The 22,520-nt window shown below is 65.3% G+C and carries 21 protein-coding genes and 1 other RNA gene; 18 read left to right on the forward strand and 4 right to left on the reverse strand.

Translation table 11 applies throughout. The features are described 5' to 3' along the window. Positions 1-87: 87 nt before the first annotated feature. The 3 genes from ACM6JT_RS06100 to ACM6JT_RS06110 all read left to right on the forward strand — a co-directional run bounded on the left by ACM6JT_RS06100 (position 88) and on the right by ACM6JT_RS06110 (position 2,294). The gene (locus tag ACM6JT_RS06100) at positions 88-1,194 is read left to right on the forward strand and encodes a substrate-binding domain-containing protein (RefSeq protein ID WP_414856114.1); all 1,107 of its coding nucleotides are present in this window, start codon (positions 88-90) and stop codon (positions 1,192-1,194) included. Positions 1,195-1,295: 101 nt separating this feature from the next. After that, the gene (locus ACM6JT_RS06105) at positions 1,296-1,565 is read left to right on the forward strand and encodes a hypothetical protein (protein WP_034183019.1); all 270 of its coding nucleotides are present in this window, start codon (positions 1,296-1,298) and stop codon (positions 1,563-1,565) included. Between the two features lie 375 nt (positions 1,566-1,940). After that, positions 1,941-2,294 carry a DUF4148 domain-containing protein gene (locus ACM6JT_RS06110; protein ID WP_034183020.1) on the forward strand — a complete coding sequence of 118 codons (354 nt, stop codon included), beginning with the start codon at positions 1,941-1,943 and terminating at the stop codon, positions 2,292-2,294. Between the two features lie 276 nt (positions 2,295-2,570). On the opposite strand, the gene ssrA is transcribed toward ACM6JT_RS06110, so the two are convergent. The 4 genes from ssrA to ompA all read right to left on the reverse strand — a co-directional run bounded on the left by ssrA (position 2,571) and on the right by ompA (position 5,207). After that, positions 2,571-2,940: a transfer-messenger RNA gene (gene ssrA / locus ACM6JT_RS06115) on the reverse strand. A gap of 17 nt (positions 2,941-2,957) precedes the next feature. Then, on the reverse strand, positions 2,958-3,674 hold the full coding sequence (gph, locus tag ACM6JT_RS06120) for a phosphoglycolate phosphatase (RefSeq protein ID WP_034183030.1): 717 nt from the start codon (positions 3,672-3,674) through the stop codon (positions 2,958-2,960). A 13-nt stretch (positions 3,675-3,687) separates the two neighbouring features. Next, positions 3,688-4,386: a bifunctional 2-polyprenyl-6-hydroxyphenol methylase/3-demethylubiquinol 3-O-methyltransferase UbiG gene (gene ubiG / locus ACM6JT_RS06125; protein WP_034183031.1), complete on the reverse strand. Its 699-nt coding sequence runs from the start codon at positions 4,384-4,386 to the stop codon at positions 3,688-3,690. Positions 4,387-4,538: 152 nt separating this feature from the next. Continuing rightward, positions 4,539-5,207 carry an outer membrane protein OmpA gene (ompA, locus tag ACM6JT_RS06130; protein WP_006400736.1) on the reverse strand — a complete coding sequence of 223 codons (669 nt, stop codon included), beginning with the start codon at positions 5,205-5,207 and terminating at the stop codon, positions 4,539-4,541. Between the two features lie 549 nt (positions 5,208-5,756). Here ompA and gyrA point away from each other — a divergent pair. The 15 genes from gyrA to ACM6JT_RS06205 all read left to right on the forward strand — a co-directional run bounded on the left by gyrA (position 5,757) and on the right by ACM6JT_RS06205 (position 22,418). Continuing rightward, on the forward strand, positions 5,757-8,360 hold the full coding sequence (gene gyrA, locus ACM6JT_RS06135) for a DNA gyrase subunit A (RefSeq protein WP_034183032.1): 2,604 nt from the start codon (positions 5,757-5,759) through the stop codon (positions 8,358-8,360). Positions 8,361-8,443: 83 nt separating this feature from the next. Further along, complete coding sequence (locus ACM6JT_RS06140; protein WP_021157463.1) at positions 8,444-9,043, forward strand: DUF2059 domain-containing protein; 600 nt, start codon at positions 8,444-8,446, stop codon at positions 9,041-9,043. A 174-nt stretch (positions 9,044-9,217) separates the two neighbouring features. After that, on the forward strand, positions 9,218-10,300 hold the full coding sequence (gene serC, locus ACM6JT_RS06145; RefSeq protein WP_034183033.1) for a 3-phosphoserine/phosphohydroxythreonine transaminase: 1,083 nt from the start codon (positions 9,218-9,220) through the stop codon (positions 10,298-10,300). A gap of 33 nt (positions 10,301-10,333) precedes the next feature. Further along, on the forward strand, positions 10,334-11,416 hold the full coding sequence (gene pheA, locus ACM6JT_RS06150) for a prephenate dehydratase (RefSeq protein ID WP_034183034.1): 1,083 nt from the start codon (positions 10,334-10,336) through the stop codon (positions 11,414-11,416). 186 nt (positions 11,417-11,602) lie between these two features. Next, positions 11,603-12,529: a prephenate dehydrogenase gene (locus ACM6JT_RS06155; RefSeq protein ID WP_034183035.1), complete on the forward strand. Its 927-nt coding sequence runs from the start codon at positions 11,603-11,605 to the stop codon at positions 12,527-12,529. 13 nt (positions 12,530-12,542) lie between these two features. Next, a complete protein-coding gene (aroA, locus tag ACM6JT_RS06160; RefSeq protein WP_414856115.1) occupies positions 12,543-13,847 on the forward strand; it encodes a 3-phosphoshikimate 1-carboxyvinyltransferase in 1,305 nt (434 codons plus the stop codon). A 13-nt stretch (positions 13,848-13,860) separates the two neighbouring features. Next, positions 13,861-14,547 (forward strand): (d)CMP kinase, encoded by a 687-nt coding sequence (gene cmk / locus ACM6JT_RS06165; protein WP_034183037.1) that lies wholly within the window; start codon positions 13,861-13,863, stop codon positions 14,545-14,547. Positions 14,548-14,689: 142 nt separating this feature from the next. After that, complete coding sequence (rpsA, locus tag ACM6JT_RS06170; RefSeq protein ID WP_034183438.1) at positions 14,690-16,402, forward strand: 30S ribosomal protein S1; 1,713 nt, start codon at positions 14,690-14,692, stop codon at positions 16,400-16,402. Between the two features lie 22 nt (positions 16,403-16,424). Continuing rightward, the gene (locus tag ACM6JT_RS06175) at positions 16,425-16,748 is read left to right on the forward strand and encodes an integration host factor subunit beta (RefSeq protein WP_006486894.1); all 324 of its coding nucleotides are present in this window, start codon (positions 16,425-16,427) and stop codon (positions 16,746-16,748) included. A 209-nt stretch (positions 16,749-16,957) separates the two neighbouring features. Further along, positions 16,958-17,251, forward strand: a complete 294-nt coding sequence (locus ACM6JT_RS06180) for a lipopolysaccharide assembly protein LapA domain-containing protein (RefSeq protein WP_034183038.1) — start codon at positions 16,958-16,960, stop codon at positions 17,249-17,251. 53 nt (positions 17,252-17,304) lie between these two features. Next, positions 17,305-18,477, forward strand: a complete 1,173-nt coding sequence (lapB, locus tag ACM6JT_RS06185; protein WP_414856116.1) for a lipopolysaccharide assembly protein LapB — start codon at positions 17,305-17,307, stop codon at positions 18,475-18,477. 90 nt (positions 18,478-18,567) lie between these two features. Beyond that, on the forward strand, positions 18,568-19,968 hold the full coding sequence (locus ACM6JT_RS06190) for a UDP-glucose dehydrogenase family protein (RefSeq protein ID WP_034183040.1): 1,401 nt from the start codon (positions 18,568-18,570) through the stop codon (positions 19,966-19,968). Between the two features lie 7 nt (positions 19,969-19,975). Beyond that, positions 19,976-20,926 carry a D-glycero-beta-D-manno-heptose-7-phosphate kinase gene (gene rfaE1 / locus ACM6JT_RS06195; protein ID WP_217588100.1) on the forward strand — a complete coding sequence of 317 codons (951 nt, stop codon included), beginning with the start codon at positions 19,976-19,978 and terminating at the stop codon, positions 20,924-20,926. Positions 20,927-20,989: 63 nt separating this feature from the next. Then, positions 20,990-21,982 (forward strand): ADP-glyceromanno-heptose 6-epimerase, encoded by a 993-nt coding sequence (gene rfaD / locus ACM6JT_RS06200; RefSeq protein WP_034183439.1) that lies wholly within the window; start codon positions 20,990-20,992, stop codon positions 21,980-21,982. A gap of 73 nt (positions 21,983-22,055) precedes the next feature. Continuing rightward, a complete protein-coding gene (locus ACM6JT_RS06205) occupies positions 22,056-22,418 on the forward strand; it encodes a ComEA family DNA-binding protein (RefSeq protein ID WP_034183041.1) in 363 nt (120 codons plus the stop codon). Positions 22,419-22,520: the final 102 nt, after the last annotated feature.

Genomic DNA, 22,520 nt, shown 5'->3' on the forward strand with positions numbered 1-22,520 from the left:
AGTGTGCATCGCGACTTCGTTCAGATTGATTTTCATCAACGATAAGCGGAAGATTTCGCAGTCGCAATAGGAAATCGGAGTGCATAATTGGTTCGAATCGAATGCGACGCATATCTGACCGTACGCGACACGGAAGGTCGCACGGCCAGCCTGTCGGACGTCGCGCCGTTGCTGGAACTCGTGGCCGACACGGGTAGCATCGCGCAGGCTGCCCAGGCAAAAGGGCTGTCGTACCGGCACGCGTGGGGCATGCTGCGCGCGCTGGAAGCGTGCATCGGCGCAGAGTTGGTCGAAACCGCGCGGGGCAAGGGATCGACGTTGTCGGAGCTCGGGCAGGCGGTCGTCGACGCGCAGCGCCTCGCGCGCAGCCGGCTCGACGGGAACCTGCGCACGCTGGCGGCCGAGGTGGCCAGCGACCTGAACCGGCGGCTTGCGCAGCGCGACGGCGCCGTGCGTATCCACGCGTCGCACGGTTACGCGGTCGCGACGCTCGTGTCCGCGCTCGTCGATGCGCAGGCAGCCGTCGACATCAAGTATCGCGAGAGCGTCGAGGCCGTACAGGCGCTCGCGCGCGGCGAATGCGACCTGGCCGGCTTCCATCTGCCGCGCGGCGCGTTTCGCGCGCAGTGCGCGCAGATCTACCGGCCGTGGCTCGACGACGCGCGCCACGTGCTGATTCACCTGACGCGCCGCCAGCAGGGGCTGTTCGTGCCGCGCGGCAACCCGAAGCAGGTCCGCGGGCTCTCGGACCTCGCGCGCAACGACATCCGCTTCGTCAACCGGCAGCCGGGGTCGGGTACGCGCATGCTGCTGGATCTCGCGCTGCGCGCGATCGGCATCGATCCCGAGCGCATCGACGGTTATGCGTCGGCCGAACTCACGCATTCGGCGATCGCCGCGTTCGTCGCGAGCGGGATGGCCGATCTCGGCTTCGGCGTCGAGCCGGCCGCCCGTCATTTCGGGCTCGATTTCATCCCGGTCGTCGACGAGGACTATTACTTCGCGTGCGAACGCGCGCGGCTCGGCGCGCGGCCGCTCGACGGCGTGCTGGCGCTGCTGCGCGACGCGCGCTTCGTCGAGCGCGTCGCCCATCTCGACGGCTACGATCCGGCCGCATGCGGGACGCTGACGAGCATTGCGACGGGGCTGGCCGGCAGTGACGGCACGAGCGCGCCGGACGGCCATTCCCGGTGACGGGCACGCGGTCGGACTGCGCTGCAGGAGCGGGAGATTTGCGCTACGCTTGGCGCTTGATCAACGTTCCAACAAGCACGCCGTTCAGGCGTCATCCCGCCATGAAATTTTCCGTTTCCCTCGCCGCGGCAGCGTTGACCGCGGGGCTTCTGGTCGCTGCTTCGCCGTTCGCGCTTGCGCAGAATTCTCCGGGCGTGCCCGGCGGCATCCTGAGCGAACAGTTTCGCTTGAACGAGCATCCGCAGATGCCGTTCGCGGCGTCGGCGCCGTCGCAGAAATACCAGGGCAGCAAGAAATCGGCCTTGCGTCGCAAGGGCGACCTGGGCGACCCGAACGGCTGCAATCTGAAGTGCCCGATGGATACTCAGTAACACCTGGACAGGCGTGTTTGCGCCGTCGTCGTGCGGTGTCGATTCGGCAGGCGGGTGATGGGCACACGCATATCGGCTTGACCGTCTGACCGGCGCGACTGCACGAATCCCGTGCAATACCATTCGAGCCCCGCGAAGCGTTGTCGCTTCGCGGGGCTCGTGCTTTCAGGCGAGTCGTCATGCGACGCGATGTCGGGCGAAGCAGCGTTCGCGAATCGCCGGCCCGGCGAGTGATCTAGGGTTAACCCGGAAACCAGGAAGGATGTCTTCCTGAAACCTGCCTTATTCTTAAGCATCCGCCTACATAAACTTCAGTTTGTCGGCGCTGAACAAGGTGTTCACCGCGAAAACAGACAAATCTGGAGGTAGGTCATCATGAAGTCGCTCGTTCAAGCTGTTGTCGTTGCTGCCGCTCTCGTTGCCCCGGTCGTGTCGTTTGCCCAGTCGGGTTCGACGATCACCCGCGCGCAGGTCCGGGCCGAGCTGGTCCAGCTCCAGCAAGCCGGTTACAACTCCGCCCGCGGCGAAGATCCGCACTATCCGGAAGCGGTCCAGGCCGCAACGGCCCGTGTTGCGGAACAGCAGCGCAGCGCACTGGCGCAAGCGCAAGGCGCCGACGCCAGCGGGTACGGCGCGCAGGCACAGGGCGCATCGGCATCGGGTTCGCATGCCATGGGCGTGCGCCCGGCCAGCGCTGAAGAAATGAAGTCGCTGTATCGCGGCAGCTGAGTCTTGTATTGCCCGGTGTGCTCGAGCGCAGGGTGCGGCGGACACGTCGCACCCTGCGCAGCGGCAACCGGGCTGGCCGCAGCCCGTTGCGACCGACGCTTGCGCGGGCGCGGCGGAATATCCGTCACCTCCTGTCGCCGGAATACCGGCGGCATTCCGCCCGGCCCGTCCGTGGCTGGGCGCTTTTTCGAAGGAGAGGGGACGCATGCGTTTCGCCGGCAACAAAAAACCCCGCAGACTTGCGTCATGCGGGGTTCGTGCGGCGAGCGCGGAATTTGGTGGAGGCGGCGGGAATCGAACCCGCGTCCAGAAGCGCTCCACGACTAGTTCTACATGTTTAGTTCAGTCATTTGATTTAACCGCAGCGACGCGGACGAACACGCTGCACTACGGCGATTCGCTAGGTTTTCGACCCTGGCGTCGCGACGCCGACAGGGCTTAACTGACGTAAATGACCTCTGGCGGTATTGCTACCGGTCTTGCGACACTAGCCCGTCAGTGAACTAGGCAGAGGACGGCGGCCGTTAGGCTGCCAGTGCGAACGTATCGTCGTTTGCAGTTACGATTTTCCCATTGATTAACGAGGTGACGGGTCCTCGACATGCCCTAGCCGCTTCACAACCCCTGTCGAAACCAGGTCGCCCCCGCGGATCAGATCAATCATTATAGCCCAACATCGCGCAGCAGTTCGCGCAGTTCCTGCGTCGTGTCGACGAGATGCTGGGCCTGCCAGTCGGCCGGCGCGGCGCCGTCGCCGCAGTAACCGTATGCGGCCGCGACCGTCGCCATGCCGGCAGCGCTGCCGGCCTGAATGTCGCGCAGATCGTCGCCGACATAGACGATGCGCGCCGGCGCGAGCGTCAGCTGGTCGGCCGCGTGCAGCAGCGGAGCAGGGTGCGGCTTCGAGTGCGGCGTTGTGTCGCCCCCGACGACGCAGGCCGCGCGCGGTGCAAGACCGAGCAGGTCGACGAGCGGCGCCGTGAGCCGCATCGCCTTGTTCGTGACGATGCCCCAGCGCACGCTGCGCGCATCGAGTTCGTCGAGCACGTCGCCGATGCCGGGGAACAGCGTCGTTTGCACGCAGATATCCGTCGCGTAGTTGGCCAGGAACTCGTCGCGCATCGCTTCGTAGCCGGGCGTGTGCGGATCGATGCCGAACGCGCCGCCGAGCAGGCCGCGCGCGCCGGCCGAGGCCAGCGGCCGCAGCACGTCGAGCGGCGTTTCGGCCAGGCCGCGCGCGCGCTGCATCTTGTTGACGGCGGCGGCGAGATCGGGCGCCGTGTCGGCAAGCGTGCCGTCGAGGTCGAACAGCACGGCAGCGCAGTGCAGCAGGCGCGGTTCGTCGAGTGCGGCCCGCGCGGTCGAAAGGGGAGTCGTCATGCCGGTCGGAGGGTCACGCGCCGCGGCGGCACGCGACGAGGTAGTTGATGTCGGTGTCGTTCGACAGCGCGAAGCGCTTGCCGATCGGGTGATACGTGATGCCCTTGATCTCCACGATGTGCAGATCCGTCGCGCGCACGAAGCCGGCCAGTTCCGACGGGCGGATGAAGCGCGCGTAGTCGTGCGTGCCCTTCGGCAGCATTTGCGCGATGTACTCTGCGCCGATCACCGCGAACAGGTAGGACTTCAGATTCCGGTTCAGCGTCGAGAAGAACACCCAGCCGCCCGGCTTCACGAGCGTCGCGCACGCGGCGACGATGTCGCCGGGCGACGGCACGTGCTCGAGCATCTCCATGCACGTGACGACGTCGTAGCTGCCCGGCTCGCGCGCGGCGATCGCTTCGGCGGCGATCGCCTCGTAGTCGACCGCGATGCCGCTTTCGAGGCTGTGCAGGTCGGCGACGCCAAGCGCTTCGGTCGACAGGTCGATGCCTTTCACCTGGGCGCCGAGCCCGGCCATCGATTCGGACAGGATGCCGCCGCCGCAGCCGATGTCGAGTGCGCGCTTGCCGGCCAGGTGCGCATGTGCGTCGATCCAGCCGAGCCGGACCGGGTTCAGGTCGTGCAGCGGCTTGAATTCGGCATTCGGATCCCACCACCGATGGGCGAGGTCGCTGAATTTCTGGAGTTCGTGCGGATCGGCGTTGGTCATGGCGGCAAACGGGCTACGGAAGGAGGGCGGTGCTGCGGTTCGTCAGCCCCGAGTATATAAGCGGGCGGACGACGAGGCCAGCGAGCGCCCGGACGGGCGTCAATGAAAAAGCCCCGCCGGAGCGGGGCTTTGAAGCAGTCGAAAACCGCGGCTTACTGCGCCGGAACGGTCGTCTTCTGGACTTCTTGCGTACCAACCACTTCGACTTCCACGCGGCGGTCCGGTGCGAGGCAGGCGATCAGCTGCTTGCGGTTCTTCTGGTTGCAGCCAGTCGTAACCGGGTTGCGCTTGCCCTTGCCTTCCGTGTAGATCTTGTTGGCCGGCACACCCTTGCTGACCAGGTACGACTTCACGGCCTGCGCACGGCGCAGCGACAGACGGTCGTTGTACTTGTCCGAACCGATGCGGTCCGTGTAGCCCGTTGCGACGACCACTTCCGTGTTCATGCCCTGGATCTTCGAAGCCAGTTCGTCCAGCTTCTGCTTGCCCAGCGGCTTGAGCGTTGCCTTGTCGAAGTCGAACAGGGCGTCAGCTTGATACGTGATCTTCTGGCTCGTGATGGCCGGAGCGACCGGAGCGACCGGCGGCTGCGGTGCCTGGGCGACCAGTGCGCCATCGCACTTCGCGTTGGCGGTGGCCGGCGTCCAGAACGCATCGCGCCAGCAGAGCTCGTTCGTGCCGTTCATCCACACCCATTCGCCCGTGCCGTTCACCCAGTTGTCATTGACGGCTTGACGCGACGCCGGCACCGACTGTGCCGAAGCGGATGCAGCCATAACTGCGGTAGCTGCAATGAACGCGAGCTTTGAAAGTTTATTCATATTTCTCCTCTCGAAATTGAGATTACCGCAGGTTTACTGCGAGCCTGTTGACGGTGACAAGTCATACATTGCTCGAAGTATAACATTGGTGCGGCACAAAAAACGCGGCACCGCTCTGTGTAGACTTCGAGCAGCGTCTAACTTTCAGTGCGTTGGCATTTTGCCATATCGTTCCCTTCCTACGAAAAAAAATCCTCCCCACCCTAAGATCCCCTCAACTTTGTGGTGCATGCGCAACACCGGCCTGCCGCAACTTTTAGAGATTGTCAAGAGTGCGCCGGCGAAATTGCGCGGGTGCGGGCAACTGTTTACTCGTGCGCGTGAAACAAACCGGGTGGGATCGCCGGTAAACCGGGCGCGATCAACGGTGGCGTCGAGTCGCGTGCGGTTCCGGCCGGTCCGCCGCCGCCGCGATTTTCGCTATTTATATATAGAGGGGGGAGGCGAATTTGCGGCTGATGGGCGCATGTTAGAATCTCGCGTTGCGTTGCGCATGCAGCGCCCACGCGAAAGGCGTTCGCCGTCTTCGCTCCGAAACGATACGGATACATGGATCAATTCGCCAAAGAGACCCTGCCCACCTCCCTAGAGGAGGAAATGCGCCGTTCGTATCTCGATTACGCGATGAGCGTGATCGTCGGACGTGCCCTCCCGGATGTCCGCGATGGCCTGAAGCCCGTGCACCGGCGCGTGTTGTTCGCGATGCACGAACTGAACAACGACTGGAACCGCGCGTACAAGAAGTCGGCGCGTATCGTCGGTGACGTGATCGGTAAGTACCACCCTCACGGCGACACCGCGGTCTACGACACGATCGTGCGGATGGCGCAGGACTTCTCGCTGCGCTACATGCTGATCGACGGGCAGGGCAACTTCGGCTCGATCGACGGCGACAATGCCGCGGCGATGCGTTACACCGAAATTCGCATGGCGAAGATCGGTCACGAGCTGCTCGCCGACATCGACAAGGAAACGGTCGATTTCGAGCCGAACTACGACGGCAACGAAATGCAGCCGTCGGTCCTGCCGTCGCGCATCCCGAACCTGCTGATCAATGGCTCGTCGGGCATCGCGGTCGGCATGGCGACCAACATCCCGCCGCACAACCTGAACGAAGTCGTCGACGCGTGCCAGCACCTGCTGAACACCCCGGAAGCGACGATCGACGAGCTGATCGAGATCATCCCGGCGCCGGACTTCCCGACCGCCGGCATCATCTACGGCGTCGCCGGCGTGCGCGACGGCTACCGCACGGGGCGCGGCCGCGTCGTGATGCGCGCGGCCACGCACTTCGAGGAGATCGACCGCGGCCAGCGGATGGCGATCATCGTCGACGAGCTGCCGTACCAGGTGAACAAGCGCTCGCTGCTCGAGCGGATCGCCGAGCTCGTCAACGAGAAGAAGCTCGAAGGCATCTCCGACATCCGCGACGAGTCCGACAAGAGCGGCATGCGTGTCGTGATCGAGCTCAAGCGCGGCGAAGTGCCCGAAGTGGTGCTGAACAACCTGTATAAGGCGACGCAGCTCCAGGACACGTTCGGCATGAACATGGTCGCGCTCGTCGACGGCCAGCCGAAGCTGCTGAACCTGAAGGAAATCCTGCAGTGCTTCCTGTCGCATCGACGCGAAGTGCTGACGCGCCGCACGATCTATGAACTGCGCAAGGCCCGTGAACGCGGCCACGTGCTCGAAGGTCTCGCGGTCGCGCTCGCGAACATCGACGAGTTCATCGCGATCATCAAGGCCGCGCCGACGCCGCCGATCGCGAAGCAGGAACTGATGGCGAAGCCGTGGGATTCGTCGCTCGTGCGCGAGATGCTGACGCGCGCCGAGAGCGAGAACGCGGCGGCCGGCGGCCGCTCCGCGTACCGCCCGGAAGGCCTGAACCCGGCGTTCGGCATGCAGGTCGACGGGCTGTACCGTCTGTCCGACACGCAGGCCCAGGAAATCCTGCAGATGCGCCTGCAGCGCCTGACCGGCCTCGAGCAGGACAAGATCATCGGCGAGTACCGCGAAGTGATGGCGCAGATCGCCGACCTGCTGGACATCCTCGCGCGCCCCGAGCGGATCACGACGATGATCGGCGAGGAACTCACGTCGGTGAAGGCCGAATTCGGCGATGCGCGCCGCTCGAAGATCGAGCTGAACGCGACCGAGCTGAACACCGAGGATCTGATCACGCCGCAGGACATGGTCGTCACGATGTCGCACGCGGGCTACGTGAAGTCGCAGCCGCTGTCCGAGTACCGCGCGCAGAAGCGCGGCGGTCGCGGCAAGCAGGCGACGCAGATGAAGGAAGACGACTGGATCGAGACGCTGTTCATCGCGAACACGCACGATTACATCCTGTGCTTCTCGAACCGCGGCCGCGTGTACTGGGTCAAGGTCTATGAGGTGCCGCAGGGCTCGCGCAACTCGCGCGGCCGCCCGATCGTCAACATGTTCCCGCTGCAGGAAGGCGAGAAGATCAACGTCGTGCTGCCGGTCAAGGAATTCTCGGCCGACAAGTTCATCTTCATGGCGACGTCGCTCGGCACCGTGAAGAAGACGCCGCTCGAAGCGTTCAGCCGCCCGATGAAGAAGGGCATCATCGCGGTCGGCCTCGACGACGGCGACTTCCTGATCGGTGCGTCGATCACCGACGGCGCGCACGACGTGATGCTGTTCTCCGACGCCGGCAAGGCCGTGCGCTTCGACGAGAACGACGTGCGTCCGATGGGGCGCGAGGCGCGTGGCGTGCGCGGCATGCAGCTCGAGGACGGGCAGCAGGTCATCGCGATGCTGGTTGCGGGCAGCGAGGAGCAGACCGTGCTCACCGCGACCGAGAACGGCTACGGCAAGCGCACGCCGATCACCGAGTACACGCGTCACGGTCGCGGTACGAAGGGTATGATCGCGATCCAGACGTCCGAGCGCAACGGCAAGGTCGTGGCCGCGACGCTCGTCGACGCCGAGGATCAGATCATGCTGATCACGACGGCCGGCGTGTTGATTCGCACCCGTGTTTCCGAGATTCGCGAGATGGGGCGCGCCACGCAAGGTGTTACACTCATCAGTCTCGATGAGGGTACCAAGCTCTCCGGCCTGCAGCAGATTGCGGAGGCCGAGGAGGGCGATGGCGAGGCCGACGAGGCGTCGGACGGCGAAGCCTGAAGAACGGATGAGACTCTGGCCGCCGCGGGCGTGAAGCGCCGCGGCCGGCGAGCAACCATTCATATTTCCAAAAGGGAGTGATGATGCAAAAGCAATTCAAGCAACTGGTCCTGCTGGCTGCACTGGTGCCGACGTTCGCGATGGCGCAAGCGCTGTCGAATTCCGCACCGGCGCCCGCCGCGGCAGCTGCGCCGATCGACGCCGACAAGAAGGCAGCGATCAAGGATCTGCTCGACGCGATCGACGCGCCGAAGCTCGTGTCGGCAATCGGCAACAGCGCCGAAATGCAGGCCAAGCAGCTCGTGCCGGCGATCCTGTCGGACGCGCTGTCGGAAAACAAGACGCTGAACGACAAGCAGAAGCAGGCTGCCGTTCCGACGCTGCAGAAGAACGCGGTGCCGAAGCTGGTCGACGGCGCGGGCAAGGTGTTCGGCACGCAGCAGTTCCAGAACGACGCAATGTCGGCTCAGTACGACGCATACGCGAAGTACTACAGCACGTCGGAGATCAAGGATCTGACGACGTTCTACAAGAGCCCGACGGGCCGCAAGTTCATCCAGGTTCAGGATCAGGTCGGTCGCGACGTGGTCAACGGCCTGATGCAGAAGTACATGCCGCAAGCGATCCAGGCAACGCGCACGCAGGCTGACAAGGAAGTCGCAGCAGTCAAGCCGGGCAAGTAAGCCGTCCAGGCACGCCCCCCCGGCCGTTCGGCCGGGTTTGGCGGGAGCCTTCCGACAGTGCGATAATGGCCGTTTGCGCGCGAGCGCAAGCGGCCATTCTTTTTCTGGCGCGGCTCATTTGCAACTGACATGCGGCGGCAAGCCGCCGGTCGCGTCCCTCCCGAGGTTTTCACGATGCGCGTCTTTAATTTCTCCGCCGGTCCTGCGGCGATGCCCGAGGAAGTGCTGCGGCAGGCCGCCGACGAAATGCTCGACTGGCACGGCAGCGGCATGAGCGTGATGGAGATGAGCCATCGCGGCAAGGAATTCATGTCGATTCACGAGGCCGCGCTGACCGACCTGCGCGACCTGCTCGGCGTGCCGGCAAGCCACCGGATCCTGTTCCTGCAGGGCGGCGGCATCGCGGAAAACGCGATCGTGCCGATGAACCTGCTCGGGTCGCGCAACACCGCCGACTTCGTCGTGACGGGCTCGTGGTCGCAGAAATCGTTCGGCGAGGCGAAGAAGTTCTGCACGCCGCATCTCGCCGCAACCGGCAAGACGGAAGACGGCTTCACGCGCGCGCCGGCGCGCGCCGAATGGCAACTGTCGGACGATCCGGCCTACGTGCATCTGTGCACCAACGAGACGATCGACGGCGTCGAGACGTTCGAGATTCCCGATCTCGGCGACGTGCCGCTGGTCGCGGATGTCTCGTCGCACATCCTGTCGCGCCCGATGGACGTCGCGAAATACGGCGTGCTGTTCGGCGGCGCGCAGAAGAATATCGGCATGGCCGGCGTGACGGTCGTGATCGTGCGCGAGGACCTGCTCGATCGCGCGCTGTCGATCTGCCCGTCCGCGTTCGAGTGGAAGACTGTCGCCGAGAACAACTCGCTGTACAACACGCCGCCCACCTATGCGATCTACATCGCGGGTCTCGTGTTCCAGTGGCTGAAGCGGCAGGGTGGCCTCGAAGCGATCGAGGCCCGCAATATCGAAAAATCGAAGCTGCTCTACGACACGATCGATGCGAGCGGCTTCTATCTGAACAAGGTCGAGCCGGCAGCGCGTTCGCGGATGAACGTGCCGTTTTTCCTGGCCGACGAAACGCGCAACGAAGACTTCCTTGCCGGCGCAAAGGCGCGCGGGCTGCTGCAGCTGAAGGGCCACAAGTCCGTCGGCGGCATGCGGGCGTCGATCTACAACGCGGTGCCGCTCGAGGGCGTGAAGGCGCTCGTCGAGTACATGAAGGACTTCGAGCAGCGCGGCGCCTGACGGCGGCGCTGCTCAAACAGCACGGCAAAACGCATGGACGACGAACTGAATTCCCGCCTGAAACCGCTGCGTGATCGCATCGACGCGATCGACGCGCAGCTGATTGCGCTCCTGAACCAGCGCGCCGCGGTGGCGCTGGAGGTGGGCGAGGTCAAGAAGCATTTCAACGCGCCGGTGTTCCGGCCGGAGCGCGAGCTGCAGGTGATCGCGCGGCTGCAGGACATGAGCGCGGGGCCGCTCGAGAGCGAGCACATCAGCGCAATCTGGCGCGAGATCATGGCGGCGAGCCGCGCGCTCGAGCAGACGATCCACGTCGCGTTCCTCGGGCCGGTCGGCACGTATAGCGAACAGGCGATGTTCGAGTATTTCGGCCAGTCGATCGAAGGGCTGCCGTGCCCGTCGATCGACGAGGTGTTCCGTTCGGTCGAGGCCGGTGCGTCCGCGTTCGGCGTCGCGCCGGTCGAGAATTCGACCGAAGGGGCCGTGTCGCGCACGCTCGACCTGCTGCTGCAGACGCAACTGCTGATCAGCGGCGAGCTCGCGCTGCCCATCCACCACAACCTGCTCACGCAGAGCGGCACGCTCGACGGCGTGAAGCGCGTCTGCGCGCATGCGCAGGCGCTCGCGCAATGCCAGCAGTGGCTCGCCGCGAATGCGCCGCAGCTCGAGCGGCAGGCCGTGGCGAGCAACGCGGAGGCCGCGCGCCTCGCGGCGGCCGATCCGACCGTCGCGGCGATCGCGGGCGACCGCGCGGCCGCGCATTACGGCTTGCAGATCGCGTTCTCGCAGATCCAGGACGATCCGCACAACCGTACGCGCTTCGTGATCGTCGGCAAGCAGCCGGCCGGGCAAAGCGGTCATGACCAGACGTCGCTGATCGTGTCGGTGAAGAACGAGCCGGGCGCCGTGTTCAAGCTGCTCGAACCGCTCGCGCGGCACGGTGTGTCGATGACGCGCTTTGAGTCGCGTCCGGCACGCGTCGGCACGTGGGAGTACTACTTCTACATCGACATCGAAGGGCACCGCGACGATGCGTCGGTCGCGGCCGCGCTTGCGGAACTTGGCCAGAAGGCTGCGTTCCTGAAGATACTCGGTTCGTATCCGCGCGCACGCTGACGCGCGGCGGTCCGGCGCCTGCTCGCGCAGGCGCGGCGGCCAGGCGGGCGGGGCAGGCCGATCGGCGCTGCCGAAGGCGGGTTCGGGCGGCATCCGGTGCAGGTCGCGCCGGGTGCGGGCCCGTTGCCCGGAATCTGGAATTCCGTGTGCGGGGCGTCGTTCCGCACGCGTAACTTGGCTCTTGTCGTGTCAGGCTTTGCATTCAACAAACTGGTCATTTTCGGTGTCGGCCTGATCGGCGGATCGCTGGCCCGCGCGCTGCGCGAGCGCGCGCCGGGCGGCGCGGGCGAGATCGTCGGCGTGGGCCGTTCGCGCGTATCGGTCGAGCGTGCGCTGTCGCTCGGCGTGATCGACCGCGCGGCGGCGCTCGACGACGACGCGCAGTTGCGCGACGCGCTGGCGGGCGCCGATCTCGTGCTGCTGGCCGCACCCGTCGCGCAGACGGGCCCGTTGCTCGCGCGCATCGCGCCGTGGCTCGCCGATGCGACGATCGTCACCGATGCGGGCAGCACCAAATCCGACGTCGTCGCCGCCGCGCGCGAAGCGCTCGGCGCGCGGATCGCGCAGTTCGTGCCGGGGCATCCGATTGCCGGCCGCGAGTCGAGCGGCGTCGAGGCCGCGTTGCCGGACCTGTACGTCGGCCGCAACGTCGTGCTGTGCCCGCTGCCGGAGAACGCGCCCGAATCGGTCGCGCGGATCGACGCGATGTGGCGCGCGACCGGCGCCGACGTGCGCACGATGAGCACCGGGCAGCACGACCGCGTGTTTGCGTCGATCAGCCATCTGCCGCACGTGCTGTCGTTTGCGCTCGTCGAACAGATCCTCGGCGAGACGGACGCGGAACTCAAATTCTCGTACGCGGCGGGCGGCTTCCGCGATTTCACGCGCATCGCGGCGTCGAGCCCGGAGATGTGGCGCGACGTGTGCGTCGCGAACCGCGCGGCGCTGCTCGACGAACTCGACGGCTACACGCGCGTGCTCGCGCGGCTGCGCGAGGCAATCGACGCCGGCGACGGCGCGGCGCTCGAAGCCGTGTTCACGCGCTCGCGCGCCGCACGCAAGGCATGGCAGGAGCGTGGCGGCACGCCCGCTGCCGAACCGGTCAAGAAATAACAGGACGATTCCCATGGACTATCTCGATCTCGGCCCGTACTCCAGCGCATCGGGCACCGTGCGCCTGCCCGGCTCGAAGAGCATCTCGAACCGCGTGCTGCTGCTCGCGGCGCTTGCCGAAGGCGAAACGACGATCACCAACCTGCTCGACTCCGACGACACGCGCGTGATGCTCGATGCACTCGGCAAGCTCGGCGTGAAGCTCGTGCGCGACGGCGACACCTGCGTCGTCACGGGCACGCGCGGCGCGTTCACCGCGAAGACGGCCGACCTGTTCCTCGGCAACGCGGGCACGGCCGTGCGGCCGCTGACCGCGGCGCTCGCGGTGAACGGCGGCGACTATCGCGTGCACGGCGTGCCGCGCATGCACGAGCGGCCGATCGGCGATCTCGTCGACGGCCTGCGGCAGATCGGCGCGCGGATCGATTACGAACTGAACGAAGGCTACCCGCCGCTGCGGATCAGGCCCGCGACGATCTCGGTCGATGCGCCGATCCGCGTGCGCGGCGACGTGTCGAGCCAGTTCCTCACGGCGCTGCTGATGACGCTGCCGCTCGTGAAGGCGAAGGACGGCAAGATCGTCGTCGAGGTCGACGGCGAACTGATCTCGAAGCCGTACATCGACATCACGATCCGGCTGATGGAGCGTTTCGGCGTGGTCGTCGAGCGTGACGGCTGGCAGCGCTTCGTCGTGCCGGCCGGCGTCCGCTACCGCTCGCCGGGGCGGATCATGGTCGAGGGCGATGCGTCGTCCGCATCGTACTTCCTCGCGGCCGGCGCGCTTGGCGGCGGCCCGCTGCGCGTCGAGGGCGTGGGGCGGGCGAGTATCCAGGGCGACGTCGGCTTCGCGAACGCGCTGATGCAGATGGGCGCGAACGTGACGATGGGCGACGACTGGATCGATGTGCGAGGCATCGGCCACGACCACGGCAAGCTCGAGCCGATCGACATGGATTTCAACCTGATCCCCGATGCGGCGATGACCATCGCGGTTGCGGCGCTGTTCGCGAGCGGCACGAGCACGCTGCGCAACATCGCGAGCTGGCGCGTGAAGGAGACCGACCGCATCGCCGCGATGGCGACCGAACTGCGCAAGGTCGGCGCGATCGTCGAGGAAGGGCCCGACTATCTCGTTGTCACGCCGCCGGAAAAGCTCACGCCGAACGCGGCGATCGACACGTACGACGATCACCGGATGGCGATGTGCTTCTCGCTCGTCAGCCTGGGCGGCGTGCCCGTGCGGATCAACGATCCGAAGTGCGTCGGCAAGACGTTCCCCGACTATTTCGACCGCTTCGCCGCGCTCGCCAAAGCCTGACCCGACTGTTCCGATGAAATCGACCCGACCCTTTCACCCGACTCCCGTCATCACGATCGACGGCCCGACCGCTTCCGGCAAGGGCACCGTCGCGGCGCTCGTCGCCGCGCACCTTGGCTTCCACCTGCTCGACAGCGGTGCGCTGTACCGTCTCGCGGCGCTCGCAAGCGTACGCTACGGCATTGAGGCGGAGGACATCGACGCGCTGGTGAAACTGATCGACGATCTCCACATCACGTTCCGCGAAGGCTGCGCGCAGCTCGACGGCGTCGACGTGTCGAACGACATCCGCGCCGAAGCGGTCGGCAACCGCGCGTCGGCCATTGCCGTGCACGGGCCCGTGCGCACCGCGCTGGTCGCGCGCCAGCGCGCGTTCCGCAAGACGCCGGGCCTGGTTGCCGACGGCCGCGACATGGGTACGGTGATCTTCCCGGACGCCGTGCTGAAGGTGTTCCTGACGGCCAGCGCCGAGGCGCGCGCGGCCAGGCGGCATAAGCAATTGATGCAAAAAGGTTTTTCTGCTAATATAGATGACTTGCTCCGGGATCTTCGTGAACGTGACGCGCGCGACAGCAATCGCGCGGCCGCACCGCTGAAGCCCGCGGCAGATGCCGAGCTGCTGGATACGTCGGCACTTTCGGTCGATGAAGCAGTCGACCAGGTGCTGCAGTGGTACCGGGCGCTCGGCCAGCCCGCCTGAGAAGGCGGGCAGCGGTAGGTGCTCCGCGTCGCAAGCGCGGAGCGTGTTTCGAACCCTTAACCCCGTGTGGTCTTCGATCTGGCCCTTTCAGCCTGCCATTCCGGCCGGCGTGGCACAGCGAGCCATGCACAATCAGATTTTTATGTCCGACCTGCAAACCTCCACCCCGAATACCGAATCCTTTGCGGCTCTGTTCGAAGAGTCGCTGACCCGCCAAGACATGCGCGCCGGCGAAGTGATTTCCGCCGAAGTCGTGCGCGTCGACCACAACTTCGTGGTCGTCAATGCAGGCCTGAAGTCCGAGGCTTACATTCCGATCGAGGAATTCCTGAACGATCAGGGCGAGGTTGAGGTGCAGTCGGGCGATTTCGTGTCCGTCGCGATCGACGCACTCGAAAACGGCTACGGCGACACGATCCTGTCGCGCGACAAGGCGAAGCGCCTTGCATCGTGGCTGTCGCTGGAAAAGGCCCTCGACAACAACGAACTCGTCACCGGCACGATCACCGGCAAGGTGAAGGGCGGCATGACCGTGATGGTCAACGGCATCCGCGCGTTCCTGCCGGGTTCGCTGGTCGACACGCGTCCGGTCAAGGACACGACCCCGTACGAAGGCAAGACGCTCGAGTTCCGCGTGATCAAGCTCGATCGCAAGCGTAACAACGTCGTGCTGTCGCGTCGTGCAGTGATCGAAGCGACGCAAGGCGAAGAGCGCGCGAAGCTGCTCGAGACGCTGAAGGAAGGCGCGATCGTCAACGGCGTGGTCAAGAACATCACCGACTACGGTGCGTTCGTCGACCTCGGCGGCATCGACGGCCTGCTGCACATCACCGACATCGCATGGCGTCGTGTGCGTCACCCGAGCGAAGTCCTGTCGGTTGGCCAGGAAGTCACCGCGAAGATCCTCAAGTTCGACCAGGAGAAGAACCGCGTCTCGCTGGGCATCAAGCAACTGGGCGACGATCCGTGGGAAGGCATCTCGCGCCGTTACCCGTCGGGCACGCGCCTGTTCGGCAAGGTCACGAACATCACCGACTACGGCGCATTCGTCGAAGTGGAATCGGGCATCGAAGGCCTCGTCCACGTGTCGGAAATGGACTGGACCAACAAGAACGTTGCTCCGTCGAAGGTTGTCCAGCTCGGCGACGAAGTCGAAGTCATGGTTCTCGAGATCGACGAAGACCGTCGTCGTATCAGCCTCGGCATGAAGCAGTGCAAGCCGAATCCGTGGGATGACTTCAGCCGCAACTTCAAGAAGGGCGACAAGATCACGGGCGCAATCAAGTCGATCACCGACTTCGGCGTGTTCATCGGTCTGCCGGGCGGCATCGACGGCCTGGTCCACCTGTCGGACCTGTCGTGGAGCGAAGCTGGCGAAGAAGCCGTTCGCAAGTACAAGAAGGGCGACGAAGTCGAAGCAATCGTGCTCGGTATCGACGTCGAGAAGGAGCGTATTTCGCTCGGCATCAAGCAACTCGAAGGCGACCCGTTCAGCAACTACGTTGCAATGAACGACAAGGGCTCGATCGTCGACGGCGTCGTGAAGACGGTCGATGCGAAGGGTGCGGTCATCACGCTGACGGGCGACATCGAAGGCTACCTGCGCGCATCGGAAATCTCGCAGGATCGCGTCGAAGATGCACGCAACGTGCTGAAGGAAGGCGACAAGGTCAACGCGATGGTGATCAACATCGATCGCAAGTCGCGTGGCATCAACCTGTCGATCAAGGCGAAGGATTCGGCCGAGCAACAGGAAGCGATCCGCGGCCTGCAATCGGACTCGAGCGCTGCTGCGACCGGTACGACCAACCTCGGCGCGCTGCTGAAGGCGAAGCTCGACGGCCAGAACCAGTAAGCCTCACGAGGTCTGCTGAAGTATGACCAAATCCGAGTTGGTCGCGCAGCTGGCATCGCGATTTCCGCAACTTGTCCTCAAGGATGCGGATTTCGCGGTGAAAACGATGCTCGATGCGATGTCCGATGCCCTGGCGAAAGGGCATCGCATCGAAATTCGGGGTTTCGGCAGCTTCGGCCTCAACCGTCGCCCGGCGCGCGTCGGACGCAACCCGAAGTCGGGGGAGAAAGTGCAGGTGCCCGAGAAGTTCGTGCCGCACTTCAAGCCTGGCAAGGAATTGCGTGAACGCGTCGACGGCCGCGCCGGTGAGCCGCTGAAGGCTGATGATCCGGACGACGAGCGTTGAGCGTCGTTCGGTTTGCCCGGAACCTGTCCGGCGAAGGCTGAAGAAAAAAGCGCCCCTTGCGGGCGCTTTTTTCGTTTCCGGCAACCGCAGCGCAATGGGGCGAGCAGGATCTGCGCAGCCGCGGAAACGCTTCCTTTACAATACGGGTCGATTCGGTGCGACGAAGGGGAGTCGCGCGCCGCGGCAAACCTCAACAAAGAGAGGGCTTCATGAAGTTTATCGTCTGGCTGATCCGGGTATTGGTGTTCGTGCTGCTGCTGGTGCTCGCGCTGGCCAATACGCAAACCGCGACGCTGAATTTTGTTGCCGGCTATGCATGGCAAGCGCCGCTGATCCTGATCGGCCTCGCGTTCTTCGTCGTGGGGCTGCTGGCCGGCCTGCTGTCCGCGCTGCCTTCGATCTTCCGTCTGCGTCTCGAGAACGGGCGCCTGAAGCGCGATCTGCGCGCGGCGCGCGAAACGCCTGCCGTCATCGACCAGCCGCCGATGCCGCCCGTCATTTAACACGGACGCCGCGCGATAATCGCGCGGTTTTCGTCTCTGCTTCGATATTTCGCATGGATCTGGATTTCTGGTGGTTGCTCGCGATTCCGGTTGCGTTCGCGCTCGGTTGGGCGGCGTCACGCTATGACCTGAAGAATCTCCTGTCGGAGAGTGCCAACCTGCCGCGATCGTATTTTCGCGGCCTGAATTTTCTGTTGAACGAACAACCGGACCAGGCGATCGACGCGTTCATCGAGGTCGCCAAGCTCGACCCCGAGACGGTCGAGCTGCACTTCGCGCTCGGCAACCTGTTCCGCCGTCGCGGTGAAACCGACCGTGCAATCCGCGTGCACCAGAACCTGCTGAGCCGTACGGACCTGCCGGTCAACGAGCGCGACCATGCGCTGTACGAGCTCGGCCAGGATTTCCTCAAGGCCGGCCTGCTCGATCGCGCCGAGGAGGCGTTCCACAAGCTCGCCGACGGCGACTACGCGCTTGGCGCACAGCGGGCGCTGCTGACGATCTACGAGATCGAGAAGGACTGGAACAAGTCGATCGATACCGCGAAGCGCATCGAGTCGATGAGCGACAAACCGCTCGGCACCGAAATCGCGCAGTTTCACTGCGAACTCGCGCAGGACGCGTTGCAGCGCAAGAACGCGGCTGCGGCCGCAGAGCAACTGCGGCTCGCGCTGACCGTGAACCCGCAGAACGTTCGCGCGACGATCCTGTCCGGCGATGCCGCGGAGGCGGAGGGCAATCACGCGGCTGCGATCGAGCACTGGAAGCGTGTCGAAGCGCAGAACCCGGCGTATCTGCCGCTCGTCGCCGACAAGCTGATGAAGGCCTATGTCGCGCTCGGCAAGAACGTCGACGGCGCGGAGCTGCTGATGGGGTATGTCGACCGCTATCCGTCGAACGACCTGCTCGACATCGCCTATCAGCATATCGCGGGGTTGCGCGGCCAGGATGCAGCGCACACGCTCGCGCGCGCGCAGATGGAGAAGTCGCCGAACCTGTCGGGGATGCTGCACCTGCTCGATGCGCAGATCGCGGCGGCCGACGAACCGCGTCGTAAGGAACTTGAAATGATGCGTGCGCTGATCAAGCAGCGCACGAAAAATCTGCCACGGTATACGTGCCAGAATTGCGGTTTCCGGGCGCGGCTCTTCTACTGGCAGTGCCCCGGATGCAGCGGCTGGGAAACCTATGCGCCGCGCCGCGTCGAACCTGCGATGTCGAGCTGATCCCGGCACGCGGAACCAACGCGCAGCGGTTGTCGCCGGGCTCGGCCCGGCGGCCAAGTTAGTCAATTACCGGGAAGTACCGGAACATCTATGAAAATCACCATCATCGGCACCGGCTATGTCGGCCTCGTCACGGGCTCATGTCTCGCGGAGATCGGTCACGACGTCTTCTGTCTCGACGTCGATCCGCGCAAGATCGACATCCTGAATAACGGCGGGATGCCGATTCACGAACCGGGGCTGCTGGACATCATCGCGCGCAACCGCGCGGCGGGGCGCCTGCGCTTTTCGACCGACCTCGAGGCGAGCGTCGCGCACGGCGAGATCCAGTTCATTGCGGTCGGCACGCCGCCCGACGAGGACGGCTCGGCCGACCTGCAATACGTGCTCGAGGCCGCGCGCAACATCGGCCGCCACATGACGGGCTTCAAGGTGATCGTCGACAAGTCGACGGTGCCGGTCGGTACCGCGCAGCGCGTGCGCGGCGTGGTCGACGAGGCGCTTGCCGCACGCGGGCTCGGCGGCAGCGTCGCGCATCGCTTCTCGGTCGTGTCGAACCCGGAATTCCTGAAGGAAGGCGCCGCGGTCGAGGACTTCATGCGCCCTGACCGGATCATCATCGGCGTCGACGGCGACGAGACGGGCACGATCGCGCGCGAGAAGATGAAGAAGCTTTACGCGCCGTTCAACCGCAACCACGAGCGGACGATCTACATGGACGTGCGTTCGGCCGAATTCGCGAAATATGCGGCGAATGCGATGCTCGCGACGCGTATCTCGTTCATGAACGAGATGTCGAATCTCGCCGACAAGGTCGGTGCCGACATCGAGGCCGTGCGCCGCGGGATCGGCTCCGATCCGCGTATCGGCTATCACTTCCTGTACGCGGGCGTCGGCTACGGCGGCTCGTGCTTCCCGAAGGACGTCCAGGCGCTGATTCGCACCGCGGGCGAGAACGGCCAGCCGCTGCGCATCCTGGAAGCCGTCGAGGCGGCCAACCATGCGCAGAAGGACGTGCTGATCGGCAAGATCGAGCAGCGCTTCGGCGCCGACCTGACCGGCCGCGAGTTCGCGGTCTGGGGCCTGGCGTTCAAGCCGAACACCGACGACATGCGCGAGGCGCCGAGCCGCCGCCTGATCGCCGCGCTACTCGAGCGCGGCGCGATCGTGCGCGCGTACGATCCGGTCGCGGTCGACGAGGCGCGGCGCGTGTTCGCGCTGGATTTCGGCGACGATGCGGATGCGCTTGCACGGCTGCAGCTCGTCGATACGCAGGACGTCGCCGTGACGGGGGCGGACGCGCTCGTGATCGTGACCGAATGGAAGGAATTCCGGAGCCCCGATTTCACGCGCCTGAAGGCCGAACTGAAGGCGCCGGTGATTTTCGACGGGCGCAACCTGTACGAGCCGGACGCGATGGCCGAACTGGGCATCGACTACTATGCGATCGGCCGGCCGTATGTCGATCCCCAGTCGTTCTCCCGTGGCTGATCACACGATGAATACTCTCCGCGAAGTCGTTCCGGTGCCGCGCGCGCAGCTCGCGCGCTCGCGTGTGCTTGTCGTCGGCGACGTGATGCTCGACCGTTACTGGTTCGGCAACGTCGATCGAATTTCGCCGGAAGCGCCGGTGCCGGTCGTGCACGTGCAGCGTCAGGAAGAGCGGCTCGGCGGTGCGGCCAACGTCGCGCGCAATGCCGTGACGCTCGGCGGCCAGGCCGGATTGCTGTGCGTCGTCGGTTGCGACGAACCCGGCGAGCGGATCGTCGAGCTGCTCGGGAGCAGCGGCGTGACGCCGTATCTCGAGCGCGACCCGACGCTGCCGACCACGATCAAGCTGCGCGTGCTCGCACGCCAGCAGCAACTGCTGCGCGTCGACTTCGAGGCGATGCCTACGCACGAGGTGCTGCTCGCGGGGCTCGCGCGCTTCGACGCGCTGCTGCCGCAGCACGACGTCGTGCTGATGTCGGATTACGCGAAGGGCGGCCTGACGCACGTCACGACGATGATCGAGAAAGCGCGGGCGGCCGGCAAGGCCGTCCTCGTCGACCCGAAGGGCGACGACTGGGCGCGCTACCGCGGCGCCTCGCTGATCACGCCGAATCGCGCGGAGTTGCGCGAAGTGATCGGGCAGTGGAAATCGGAAGACGATCTGCGCGCGCGTGTCGCGAATCTGCGTGCGGAACTCGGCATCGACGCGCTGCTGCTCACGCGTTCCGAAGAGGGCATGACGCTCTTTTCCGCCACCGGCGAACTGCACGCACCGGCGCTTGCGCGCGAGGTGTACGACGTGTCGGGCGCGGGCGATACCGTGATCGCGACGGTCGCGACGATGCTCGGCGCAGGCGTGCCGCTCGTCGACGCGGTCGTGCTCGCGAATCGCGCGGCAGGCATCGTGGTCGGCAAGCTCGGCACGGCCACGGTGGACTACGACGAACTGTTTCACTGAGCGCATTCGGCGGCGCGACGAGCGCGTCGCACGAGTGGCTCGCACTTTTCAGGCAGGACGATCATGACCCTCATCGTCACCGGCGCAGCCGGTTTTATCGGCGCGAACATCGTCAAGGCGCTCAACGAGCGCGGCGAGACGCGCATCATCGCGGTCGACAACCTGACGCGCGCGGACAAGTTCCGCAATCTCGTCGATTGCGAGATCGACGACTATCTCGACAAGACGGAATTTGTCGAACGCTTCGCGCGCGGCGACTTCGGCAAGGTGCGCGCGGTGTTCCACGAAGGCGCCTGTTCGGACACGATGGAAACCGACGGCCGCTACATGATGGACAACAACTTCCGCTACAGCCGCGCGGTGCTCGACGCGTGCCTCGCACAAGGCGCGCAGTTCCTGTACGCGTCGTCGGCCGCGATCTACGGAGGCTCGACGCGTTTCGTCGAGGAGCGCGACGTCGAGGCGCCGCTGAACGTGTACGGCTATTCGAAGTTCCTGTTCGACCAGGTGATCCGTCGCGTGCTGCCGACCGCGAAGAGCCAGATCGCCGGCTTCCGCTATTTCAACGTGTACGGCGCGCGCGAAACGCACAAGGGCCGCATGGCGTCGGTTGCGTTCCACAACTTCAACCAGTTCCGCGCGGAAGGCAAGGTGAAGCTGTTCGGCGAGTACAACGGCTATGCACCGGGCGAGCAGACGCGCGATTTCGTGTCGGTCGAGGACGTCGCGAAGGTGAACCTGTTCTTCTTCGATCATCCGGAGAAGTCGGGCATCTTCAACCTCGGCACGGGCCGTGCGCAGCCGTTCAACGATATCGCGTCGACGGTCGTGAACACGCTGCGCGCGCTCGACAACCTGCCGCCGCTGACACTCGCGCAGCAGGTCGAGCAGGGGCTGATCGAATACGTGCCGTTCCCCGATGCATTGCGCGGCAAGTACCAGTGCTTCACGCAGGCCGACCAGACGAAACTGCGCGCGGCCGGCTACGACGCACCGTTCCTGACCGTGCAGGAAGGCGTCGACCGCTACGTTCGTTGGCTGTCCGGCCAGGTTTAAACGGAAGCGTTGCATCGATAGACTGGGTCTCACGGTCGGCAGCCGCCGGCCGTTTTCAACGGAGATCCAGCACATGATCAGAAAATGGTTTGCCGCAGCGGTCATGCTCGGCGCAGTCGCGTCGGCCTGGGCGGCCGTCGACGTCAACACCGCGAACGAGGATGCGCTCGTCGGCATCAAGGGCATCGGCCCGGCGCGGGCGAAGGCGATTCTGGACGAACGCGGCGCGCGCGGTCCGTTCAGGAGTGCGGAAGATCTCGCGTCACGCGTGAAAGGCATGGGCGGCCATACCGTCGAGCGACTTCAGCAGGAAGGGCTGACGGTAGGCGCGGCCGGCGCGGGCGCGACCGGCTCGGGCACTGCAGCCGCGCCGGTCGCGGGCAAGGCGGCAGCAGCAAAGCCCGCCGCGGCACCTGCCCGCACCGCGCAGAAGTAACGCGTCGCGCGCGACCGACAAAGAGCTCCTTCAGTCGCCGTCATTGCGACGGCTTCCCGCGGCATGCCGCGGGTTTTTTGCGTGCGCACTGCGTGCGCGGCG

The organism is Burkholderia sp. IT-111MI5, from assembly GCF_949752865.1.
Classification (GTDB): Bacteria; Pseudomonadota; Gammaproteobacteria; order Burkholderiales; family Burkholderiaceae; genus Burkholderia; species Burkholderia pyrrocinia_C.